The organism is Pseudomonas wayambapalatensis (assembly GCF_049942315.1).
Taxonomy (GTDB): domain Bacteria; phylum Pseudomonadota; class Gammaproteobacteria; order Pseudomonadales; family Pseudomonadaceae; genus Aquipseudomonas; species Aquipseudomonas wayambapalatensis.
Genome location: NZ_JBNFMU010000232.1, coordinates 53,988 through 64,315, shown reverse-complemented (window position 1 = coordinate 64,315; position 10,328 = coordinate 53,988). Strand labels below are relative to the sequence as shown.

The following is a 10,328-nucleotide window of genomic DNA, read 5'->3' as shown; positions in this document are numbered from 1 at the left end:
GGAATGGCTTCCGGGCCGGCGTAACAGTGTGTAAACCGCTGGGGCCGCACTGCGGCCCTCTGCCCGCGTTTACTTCAGAACAGCCAGAGCGGCGTCGTAGTTCGGCTCGTCGGCGATTTCCCCGACCAGTTCGGCGTGTAGCACCTTGTCGTTCTCGTCCAGTACCACAACGGCGCGGGCAGTCAGGCCGGCCAGCGGGCCGTCGGCGATGGCAACGCCGTAGTTCTCGATGAACTCACGACCACGCAGGGTCGACAGGTTCTTTACATTCTCCAGGCCTTCGGCGCCGCAGAAGCGCGCCTGGGCGAACGGCAGGTCGGCGGAGATGCACAGCACCACAGTGTTGGCCAGGTCATTGGCCTGGGCATTGAACTTGCGCACCGAGGTAGCGCAGGTCGGAGTGTCGACGCTCGGGAAGATGTTCAGCACCTTGCGTTTGCCGGCATAGTCCTTCAGCGACTTGTCGGCCAGGCCTTCGCCGACCAGGGAAAAGGCAGGCGCCTGGGCACCGACCTTGGGCAGCTCGCCCTTGACCTGAACCGGGTTGCCTTTGAGAGTCACTTGAGCCATGGCAGAAATCCTTATAGGGGTTTGAAAAGGATTCCGAGTTAATCGCTTTTAGCGTCGGGCTGCAAGCTTCGAGCAACAGGCAGGCGCGGATTGCCGCGCGCCCGCCTGCTCTGTGCGACGGCCTCAGTTCAGCAGGCCGTAGACCACCGAACTCAGGGCCACCAGGCCGATCGCCACGACGAAGAGGTTGGACATCGCGCCGCTGTACTTGCGCATCGACGGCACACGACGGATGGCGTACATCGGCATCAGGAACAGCAGCACCGCGAGGATCGGGCCGCCCAGCGACTCGATCATGCCCAGAATGCTCGGATTGAGCGTGGCGACGATCCAGCACACCACCAGCATCAGCGCCGCGACCACACGATCCAGGGCCTTGGCACCCGGGCGCAGGCCGGTCTTGACGATGATCCCCTTGAGGCCTTCGCTGGCACCGATGTAGTGGCCCAGGAACGACTTGGCGATGGCGACGAACGCGATCAGCGGCGCGGCGAAGGCGATGGCCGGATTGCTGAAGTGGTTGGCCAGGTACGACAGGATCGACAGGTTCTGCGCCTTGGCCTCGGCCAGTTGCGCGCTGCTCAGGGTCAGCACGCAGCTGAACACGAAGAACAGCACCATCACCACCATCAGCAGATGGGCACGGGCCAGGATCTGCCCACTGCGCGCGTCGGCATGCTCGCCATAACGGCGCTTCTGATCAACCGCGAAGGCCGAAATGATCGGCGAGTGGTTGAACGAGAACACCATTACCGGGATCGCCAGCCACAGGGTGTGGAGGAAGGCCGAACCAGACGGCAACTGGCCAGCAGTATCGAGAATGCCACCATTCCAGTGCGGCACCAGGTACAGGGCCAGCAGCGCCAGGGCGACGATAAAGGGATACACCAGCAGGCTCATGACCTTGACCGTGGCCTGCTCACCGCAGCGCACAATGGCCAGCAGGCCGAGGATCAGCACGAACGAGAGGATCGCGCGGGGTGGTGGCGTCATGTGCAACTGGTGCTCCATGAAGCTTGCGACCGTGTTGGTCAGCGCCACGCTGTAGATCAGCAGGATCGGGAAGATGGCGAAGAAGTACAGCACGGTGATCAGCGCACCGGCGGTGATGCCGAAATGCTCCTCGACCACCTCGGTGATATCGCCGCCCTTGCTGCCGGACAGCACGAAACGGGTCAGCGCACGGTGTGCGTAGTAGGTCATGGGGAAGGCCAGCACGGCCAGGATCAGCAGCGGCCAGAAGCCGCCGAGGCCGGCGTTGATCGGCAGGAACAGCGTACCTGCGCCGATGGCCGTGCCGAACAGGCCCAGCATCCAGGTGGTGTCTTGACGCGACCAGCTACCGAGGGTGGCTTGTTGGGTCGATTCGAAGCGTTGTTCGACGCTTTGGGCCTGCTCATTCATTCCGGGTGCAACTCCACTCGCAAGACTGCAACAGGCTGAGAGTGGCGAAATAGAAGCCTCACGCCACCTCAACCGAAAAAGAGGGGCGCGATTGTGCACTGAATAGGGGCGATTGCGAAGCCCCGTCCGAGGGACGGCACCTGTTTTGGGAAAAGGAAGCGGAACATTGTGGGAGCGGCGGTTCGCCGCTGCGACTTGCCCGCGAAGGCGTCGGTAATCTCACCTCTTTGTTTCGCGGGCAAGCCCGATCCCACAGGCCAGGCATGCCTGGCCCGGCGGATCAGCCCTGCTGCACCGCCGCAAACGCCTCGGCGACACGCTGCAGGTTGTCCGGACGCAAGCCAGCCATGCACACCCGGCCGCTGTCGATGATGTAGACACCGAATTCGTCACGCAGGCGGCGCGCCTGCTCGGCACTGAAGCCGGTGTAGCTGAACATGCCACGCTGGCGCAGGAAGAACTGGAAGTCCTGGCCTGGCAACTGCTTGGCCAGTGCATCGACCAGCCCCTGGCGCATGTCGAGGATACGCTTGCGCATGGTCTCGACTTCCGCCTGCCACTGGGCGTTCAGGCCGGCATCGCCGAGCACGCCGGCGACCAGCAGCGCACCATGGCTGGGTGGGCTGGAGTAGTTGCGGCGCACCGTGGCCTTGAGCTGACCCAGCACGCTCTGGGCGCTCTGGGCATCATCGCTGACCACCGACAGGCCCCCTACCCGCTCGCCATACAGCGAGAAGATCTTGGAGAACGAGTTGCTGACCAGGCACGGCACACCGGCACGGGCCATTTCACGGATAGCGTAGGCGTCTTCGGCCAGACCTTCGCCGAAGCCCTGGTAGGCGATGTCGAGGAACGGAATCAGCTCGCGAGCCTTGACCACCTCAACCACTTGCTGCCACTGGCTCTGGCTCAGGTCGACGCCGGTAGGGTTGTGGCAGCACGGGTGCAGCAGGACGATGCTGTGCTTGGCCAGGGTCTGCAGGCTCGCCAGCATGCCGTCGAAGTCCAGGCCGCGGGTGGCCTGGTCGAAGTACGGGTAGGTGTGCACCTTGAAGCCCGCGCCTTCGAAGATCGCGCGATGGTTGTCCCAGGTCGGATTGCTGACCCACACCTCGGACTGCGGGAAGTAGCGCTTGAGGAAGTCGGCACCGACTTTCAGTGCACCCGAGCCGCCCACAGTCTGCACGGTGGCGACACGTCCGCCGGTCACTGCCGGATGGTCGGCACCGAACAGCAGCGCCTGGATCGCCTGGCGGTAGCTGGCCAGGCCTTCCATGGGCAGGTACAGCGACGCTTCATGCGGCTGGCCGGCCAGACGCTCCTCGACCTTGCCCACCGACGGCAGCTGCGGCACCACGCCAGCTTCGTCGTAGTACAGACCGATACTCAGGTTGACCTTGTCGGCGCGGGGATCGACCTTGAAGGCTTCCATCAACGAGAGAATCGGGTCGCCGGCATAGGCATCGACATGTTTGAACACAGCGTGCAGCTCCTTGGATCAGGACAGTTCGGAAAGGCTTCCCCGAGCATACCTGCAGTGACGCGCAAGGAACATCACTGAATGTGCAAGGTGTGAATGCAGGTTTGCATAGCAGTGCCGATAGTGTACATCTGTTGATTTTTGCAGCAGCCACTGTCTTGCTGAAAATCCGAAAACTGGCGCGGCTCCCGTGGGAGCGAGCCGTTTGCAAGATCGCGGGAGATATCCCACAGAAAAGCCAGATCAAGCCGGCAGACTCCTGCATCTCCATCACGGCATCGTTCGCAGCTCGTCGGGCCAGCCCATCAGCTGAAGAGCGCGCATGCGAGCTGAAAAGACTCATCACTATGTCGGACGCTACGGGATCGCATTCGACATCAGCGAATTCATCATCCAACCGGGTCAATGCTGTGACCTCCCCAAGCTGAGCCTGCCATCCGTTCATGGAGCGCACTACAAGGTGACTATCAAGGCACGGGAACTGTACGACCGGATGCTCCCGGGGAAACTGCCCTGTCATATCAAGATCCTCGTATCTAGACCACTTACGAGGGAGCAGGCCGACCAGCTCAACGAAAACCGGATAACAGTGGCGGCGTTGGTTAGCGCGGCGATCTCCGCTGCTACAGGAGCGGGAGTTGCGGGAGCCTTCGGGAAACTTGCAGGCAAGATTGCTGGAGGAACAACCGGGGCTGCGGCGACAATCGCGATCAGGAACCAGCTCCCCACCTTCCATTCCTCGGATGTACTGGTTTCACTTGAGGCTCAGGTCAAAGGCGGTATTGGCCCTCAAGTCTCAGCTTTGACGCTTATTCTCTGAGACGCTTGCGATGCCGGAAATTTATCTCACCATCGCCCTGCTAACGATCACTGTCCTACTTGAGTGGCAGTGCAAATCCGCAACCATCCGCCGCGTTTTGGGGCTATCACTCATCACACTGGGTATCACGACTTGCTCCCAACTGGGAACAGAGCAAGTACTGGCATTGGACGGTGGGTGGTGGGGATGGTTCTTTTCCAGCCTCGGGTATTTTCTCCTGTGGAAACGCTCCTCGTTCTTTGATCGTCAAAAGAACTGATCGAGGCCGCCCTGGCAAGAGTCGATGCCATTTCAAGGCACTGGACATACAGGTGACTAACATCATGATAATTCTATAAGCGCACGATGCCTGAAATAATCCAGATAGCGTGCATTATCGTCACCAGCCTGTTGCTCGACTGACTATGCAGGCCTGTGGCGCTACGCAGACTCCTGTATTTATTTTTCCTGACAACAGGCATTGCGACCTGCACTCATATAGGCAGTCGCGAAGTCCTCTATTGGAACGGCGGAGAATGGAGCGTCTTTCTTATATTGGCAGGCTTTCCTCTGCTCTTCGAGCGCAGTCGCTGGTTCGACCGTGAGCCCTGACAGCCCCCGGGCGTCAGGGGAACGCTCAAAGGCAGATTATCTACAACTCACGCTGGAGACGTGATTGTTTCCATCAGCGCCCAGGTCAATGGCGGTATTGGCCCGCAAACTTCATCAATTCCCTCTTGATAGCACGGGAGTAGTACGTATGCCCCTGCTCTACGCCACGATTGGCTGTTTGGTCCTTTTCATAACTCTCAATTATTTGTGCAAACGCACGTCCGTCCGACTGGGCCTGTGCCTTGTATTCATGATCCTCGGGATGACCTCATGCACCACCATTGGACGTCATGAACTCCTGCAAGTGGATGGAGTGACATGGGGCTCCTTGCTATGGGTTACCGGGATCAGCCTGCTTTACCAACTCGTTCATCTATCGCGTCATGACGAAAGCTGAGATTGAAAGCAACGTGCAAATCAGGCCCTGTTCAGTCCACCATCGCCTGAAGTTCTCGCCAGTCACGCCCACCAACCGCCACCCCTTCCCGCTCCGAAACCGCCCGCTCCCTGAACCGCCGCTCCCCGGGCAGGCGCGACAACCCTGCCGCCTGCATCTGCTCCACCAACGCCCGGCTGCGCTCGGCAAAGCGTCCACCTTCAGCCTTGCTCGGGTCGATGACGATGATCAGCTGTCCGGTCCAGGGTGTCTTGGCGCCTGGATGCTGCGACCAGTCGAACTCCCAGGAAAAATGCCCGCCCGTCAGCGCCGCCGCGAGCAGCTCGACCATCATCGACAGCGCAGAGCCCTTATGCCCACCGAACGGCAGTAAGGCGCCGCCTTCGAGGATGGCCTTGGGATCGGTGGTCGGTTCACCCTTGGCATCGACGCCAACACCGGGCGGCAACTGCTCACCCTCGCGCGCGGCGATCTGTACATCACCATGGGCCATGGCACTGGTGGCCATGTCGAAGACGATCGGGGCGAGCCCCTGGCAAGGCGCGGCGAACGCGATGGGATTGGTGCCGAACAACGGTTTGCGGGCGCCATGGGGTACCACGCAGGTCATGCTGTTGACCACGCTCAATGCAACCAGGCCCTCTTCGGCGAAGGGTTCCACATCCGGCCAGAGCGCCGCGAAATGGTGGGAGTTATGGATAGCCAGCACGGCAATACCCGCCTGCCGCACCTTCTCTACCAACAACGTGCGTGCCGCCGCCAGGGCTGGCTGGGCGAAACCGCCCCTGGCATCGACCCGCACGAAGGCCGGGGCGACATCCGTGACCTCAGGCACCGCACGTCCATCGACCCAGCCGCTGGCAAGGGTCGAGACATAACCCGGCATGCGGAACACACCATGACTGTGAGCACCATCGCGCTGGGCGCTGGCGCAGTTGGCAGCCAGCACTGCGGCCACTGCCTCGCTGCATCCATGACGCTGGAAGATCTGCTGCAACAGCGCCTGCAATCGCGCAAGAGGCACACGTACGACGGGGTCGGTGGATGGTGCAGACATCTGAAACTCCCTTTATTGGATTTGGAATGGCGATAGCCCAGGGCAATGCCTGCCACTCTTCCCTCGGCAAGGGTGTGCTGTCAAATCCGGCAAGCGCGCAAACGCCAGGTTTATTGCAGCGCTGCAATGACCCGACTGCGTCGTTAAATATTATTGACCGACTGCCCTGCCAAAGCCTTGTCGGCTCAGGCTTCCAGCAGGCGAAGCCCCCAAAAACAGGCAGATCGCCCCCTGAAACCGACGCGCCAGTCGTTTGACATATTAAACGGCTCTGGCAAGCTATGAAGCATGTCCCGACCGGTCCGCAGCCTTCAGGCCGCGCCGGCAGTGCTCGGGACCACAGGTCACGCATCAAGGGCCCAAGGCCGCGGACCTGCACAACAACGACAGGTAAAACCTGTCCCAAGGTGACATATGTCCAACAGCAACATTGGCAACAAGCAACCCGCCCTGCGCAAACCCGTCGTCCTGATGACCATGGGTACCCAAGAGCGCAAAGGTCACGACTATCAGGTCATGACCCATAAATACATCACCCCCCTGGTCGATTTCGCCGACTGCGTACCGGTTCTGGTCCCTACCTGCTGCGGCACCGACGCCCTCGAGGCGTACCTGGACATGGCCGACGGCGTCTACCTGACCGGCGCCGGCAGCAATATCGATCCGGCCCTCTATGGCCAGGAGAACGAAACCCCCGGCAAGGCCCAGGACAAGGATCGCGACCTGTTCGACATCCCCCTGGTACAACTGGCCATCGCCCGCGGCCTGCCGATCTTCGGCATCTGCCGTGGCATGCAGGAAATCAACGTGGCCCTGGGTGGTGACATCTACCAGAAGGTCTACGCCGAACCTGGCTTCAACGACCACCGCGAAAACCCTGAAGACCCGGTCGATGTGCAATACGCCGCCTCCCACGGCGTGAAGATCAAGCCCGGTAGCTGGCTGCGCGACACCCTGGGCACCGACGAGATCCGCGTGAACTCGCTGCACGGTCAGGGCCTGCGCAACCTGGGTGAAGGCATCGAGCCGATCGCCCACGCCGAAGACGGCCTGGTCGAGGCAATTCATGCACCGAGCATTTCGCCCTTCCTGTTCGCGGTGCAGTGGCACCCCGAGTGGCAAGCGGCGAAGAACCCTGATTCGATCAAGATGTTCCAAGCCTTCGGCGACGCCTGCCGCGCCCAGGTCCGCAAGTCCCAGGCCAGCAAACGCCACCAGGCGGCCTGACCCCTCTTCGTTAGCTTTGATCGCGGGGCGGCGCAAGGTCGCCCCTGCTTCCCCGGTCACCCTCTGCTGGTCCCAGAACACTTCCCGTGGAAGCGGGCGGCGGGCTTGTGCCTGTCTCCGCGATCTTTTTTCCCCTCAAGACATACGATGACTGATCTGCCGTAGTGCACGATCAGCCGTTTCGGCTGGCTGTTACAGCTCTATCGCGGGACGAGCCCGCTCCCACAAAAGCACAGTTCTGGCTGATCCGCTTCGAGCTGACGCGCACCGCAGCAGGGCCCTGCGGATAGAAGTCGCTTAAAAAATTTTCTCAGGCAGGGCTAGTCATCGTGTAAGTTGTACGATAACCTACCTCTCACCTTGGTACACCTTCTTACCCAAGCGCCCCCAGGATGCCTACAACAATGAATCCACAAGAACTGAAATCCATCCTCTCCCACGGCCTGTTGTCGTTCCCCGTCACCGACTTCAACGCCCAGGGCGACTTCAATCCCGCCGGCTACATCAAGCGTCTGGAATGGCTGGCCCCCTACGGCGCCAGCGCGCTGTTCGCCGCCGGAGGCACCGGTGAGTTCTTCTCCCTCGCTGCCAGCGAATACAGCCAGGTGATCAAGACTGCCGTTGACACCTGCGCCACCTCCGTACCGATCCTGGCTGGCGTAGGCGGTGCCACCCGCCAGGCCATCGAGTACGCCCAGGAAGCCGAGCGTCTGGGTGCCAAAGGCTTGCTGCTGCTGCCGCACTACCTCACCGAAGCCAGCCAGGACGGCGTAGCCGCCCACGTGGAAGCCGTGTGCAAGTCGGTGAAGATCGGTGTGGTGGTGTACAACCGCAACGTCTGCCGCCTGAACGCTGCACAGCTCGAAAAACTGGCTGAGCGCTGCCCGAACCTGATCGGCTACAAGGATGGCCTGGGTGATATCGAGCTGATGGTGTCGATTCGTCGCCGCCTGGGCGATCGCTTCAGCTACCTGGGTGGCCTGCCGACCGCCGAGGTGTATGCTGCGGCTTACAAGGCACTGGGCGTGCCGGTCTACTCCTCGGCCGTGTTCAACTTCGTACCCAAGACCGCAATGGACTTCTACAACGCCATCGCCCGCGACGATCACGCCACGGTCGGCAAGTTGATCGATGACTTCTTCCTGCCGTACCTGGACATCCGCAACCGCAAGGCCGGTTACGCGGTGAGCATCGTCAAGGCCGGCGCCAAACTCGCGGGCTACGACGCAGGCCCGGTACGCACCCCGCTGACCGACCTGACCGGCGAAGAGTACGAAATGCTCGCCGCCCTGATGGACAAGATGGGCCCGCAATAAGCGACCCCCGCGGCCTGCCAATGCCGCTGCCGGAGCGCCAGCCGCGCTCCGGCCCACAATCCGAATGCCCCGCACAACAATAAATAGTGGGAGAACACCAGCATGCAAGCGACGAAAAAGACGCATGTACGCTACCTGATCCTGTTCATGCTGTTCCTGGTGACCACGATCAACTACGCCGACCGCGCCACCATCGCTATCGCCGGTTCAAGCCTGCAGAAGGATCTGGGCATCGACGCGGTCACCCTCGGTTATATCTTCTCCGCCTTCGGCTGGGCCTACGTGGCCGGGCAGATTCCCGGCGGCTGGTTGCTGGACCGCTTCGGTTCGAAGAACGTCTACGCATTCAGCATCTTCACCTGGTCGCTGTTCACCCTGCTGCAAGGTTTCGTCGGCGGCCTGCCGGTGGCCTGGGCAGTCGTCACCCTGTTCACCCTGCGCTTTCTGGTCGGGTTCGCCGAAGCCCCGTCGTTCCCGGGCAACGCCCGGATCGTTGCGGCCTGGTTCCCCACCGCCGAACGCGGCACGGCCTCGGCGATCTTCAACTCGGCGCAGTACTTCGCCACCGCGCTGTTCGCACCGCTGATGGGCTGGATCGTGTTCAGCTTCGGCTGGGAACACGTGTTCGTGGTCATGGGTGGCCTGGGCATCCTGTTCTCGATGGTATGGATGAAGACCATCTACAACCCTCGCCAGCATCCGCGCATCAGCCCGGCCGAACTCGAGCACATCGAGCAGAACGGCGGCCTGGTGGACATGGACCAGAAACGCGGCAACGACGGCCCGAAATGGGGCTACATCAAGCAACTGCTGACCAGCCGCATGCTGCTGGGCGTTTACCTGGGCCAGTACTGCATCAACGCCATCACCTACTTCTTCCTGACCTGGTTCCCGGTGTACCTGGTGCAGGAGCGCGGCATGACCATCCTCAAGGCCGGCTTCATCGCCTCCTTGCCGGCCATCTGCGGCTTCATCGGTGGGGTGCTGGGCGGTGTGCTGTCGGACTGGCTGCTGCGCCGTGGCAACTCGCTGACCTTCTCGCGCAAGCTGCCCATCGTCTGTGGCCTGTTGCTGTCCACCACCATGGTGTTCTGCAACTACGTCGACGCCGAATGGATGGTGGTCGGCTTCATGACCCTGGCCTTCTTTGGCAAAGGCATCGGCGCCCTGGGCTGGGCAGTGGTCGCCGACACCTCGCCCAAACAGATCGCAGGGCTCTCGGGCGGCCTGTTCAATACCTTCGGCAACATCGCTTCGATCACCACGCCGATCGTCATCGGCTACATCATCAGTGCCACCGGCTCGTTCAAATGGGCACTGGTGTACGTGGGTGCCAATGCGCTGGTAGCGGTATTCAGCTACCTGGTGATCGTCGGCCCGATCAAGCGCATCGAGCTCAAGGACGAAGCCACACCGCAAGCGGCGCCCAACGCCGAACTGGCCGGCTCGCGCCAGTAACCAGAAGC

Annotated in this window: 8 protein-coding genes; 4 read left to right on the top strand and 4 right to left on the bottom strand. The window is 61.5% G+C overall.

The features are described 5' to 3' along the window. Positions 1 to 69: 69 nt before the first annotated feature. The 3 genes from tpx to ACPZMI_RS22865 form a co-directional block, all read right to left on the bottom strand. A complete protein-coding gene (gene tpx, locus ACPZMI_RS22875) occupies positions 70 to 570 on the bottom strand; it encodes a thiol peroxidase (protein ID WP_186664309.1) in 501 nt (166 codons plus the stop codon). Positions 571 to 693: 123 nt separating this feature from the next. Then, positions 694 to 1,974 (bottom strand): serine/threonine transporter, encoded by a 1,281-nt coding sequence (locus ACPZMI_RS22870; RefSeq protein ID WP_186664307.1) that lies wholly within the window; start codon positions 1,972 to 1,974, stop codon positions 694 to 696. A gap of 280 nt (positions 1,975 to 2,254) precedes the next feature. Beyond that, complete coding sequence (locus ACPZMI_RS22865; RefSeq protein WP_186664305.1) at positions 2,255 to 3,454, bottom strand: amino acid aminotransferase; 1,200 nt, start codon at positions 3,452 to 3,454, stop codon at positions 2,255 to 2,257. A gap of 322 nt (positions 3,455 to 3,776) precedes the next feature. Between ACPZMI_RS22865 and ACPZMI_RS22860 the strand changes: the two genes are divergently transcribed. Then, positions 3,777 to 4,274 carry a hypothetical protein gene (locus ACPZMI_RS22860; RefSeq protein WP_186722201.1) on the top strand — a complete coding sequence of 166 codons (498 nt, stop codon included), beginning with the start codon at positions 3,777 to 3,779 and terminating at the stop codon, positions 4,272 to 4,274. 1,019 nt (positions 4,275 to 5,293) lie between these two features. Here ACPZMI_RS22860 and ACPZMI_RS22855 read toward each other — a convergent pair. Continuing rightward, a complete protein-coding gene (locus tag ACPZMI_RS22855) occupies positions 5,294 to 6,319 on the bottom strand; it encodes an Ldh family oxidoreductase (RefSeq protein WP_426353137.1) in 1,026 nt (341 codons plus the stop codon). Positions 6,320 to 6,733: 414 nt separating this feature from the next. On the opposite strand from ACPZMI_RS22855, the gene ACPZMI_RS22850 reads away from it, so the two are divergent. From ACPZMI_RS22850 to ACPZMI_RS22840, 3 genes are all read left to right on the top strand, one after another. Next, complete coding sequence (locus ACPZMI_RS22850; protein ID WP_186664299.1) at positions 6,734 to 7,546, top strand: gamma-glutamyl-gamma-aminobutyrate hydrolase family protein; 813 nt, start codon at positions 6,734 to 6,736, stop codon at positions 7,544 to 7,546. A 404-nt stretch (positions 7,547 to 7,950) separates the two neighbouring features. Further along, on the top strand, positions 7,951 to 8,862 hold the full coding sequence (gene kdgD, locus ACPZMI_RS22845) for a 5-dehydro-4-deoxyglucarate dehydratase (RefSeq protein ID WP_186664298.1): 912 nt from the start codon (positions 7,951 to 7,953) through the stop codon (positions 8,860 to 8,862). 102 nt (positions 8,863 to 8,964) lie between these two features. Further along, complete coding sequence (locus ACPZMI_RS22840; protein ID WP_288377240.1) at positions 8,965 to 10,320, top strand: MFS transporter; 1,356 nt, start codon at positions 8,965 to 8,967, stop codon at positions 10,318 to 10,320. The last annotated feature ends 8 nt before the right edge of the window (positions 10,321 to 10,328 follow it).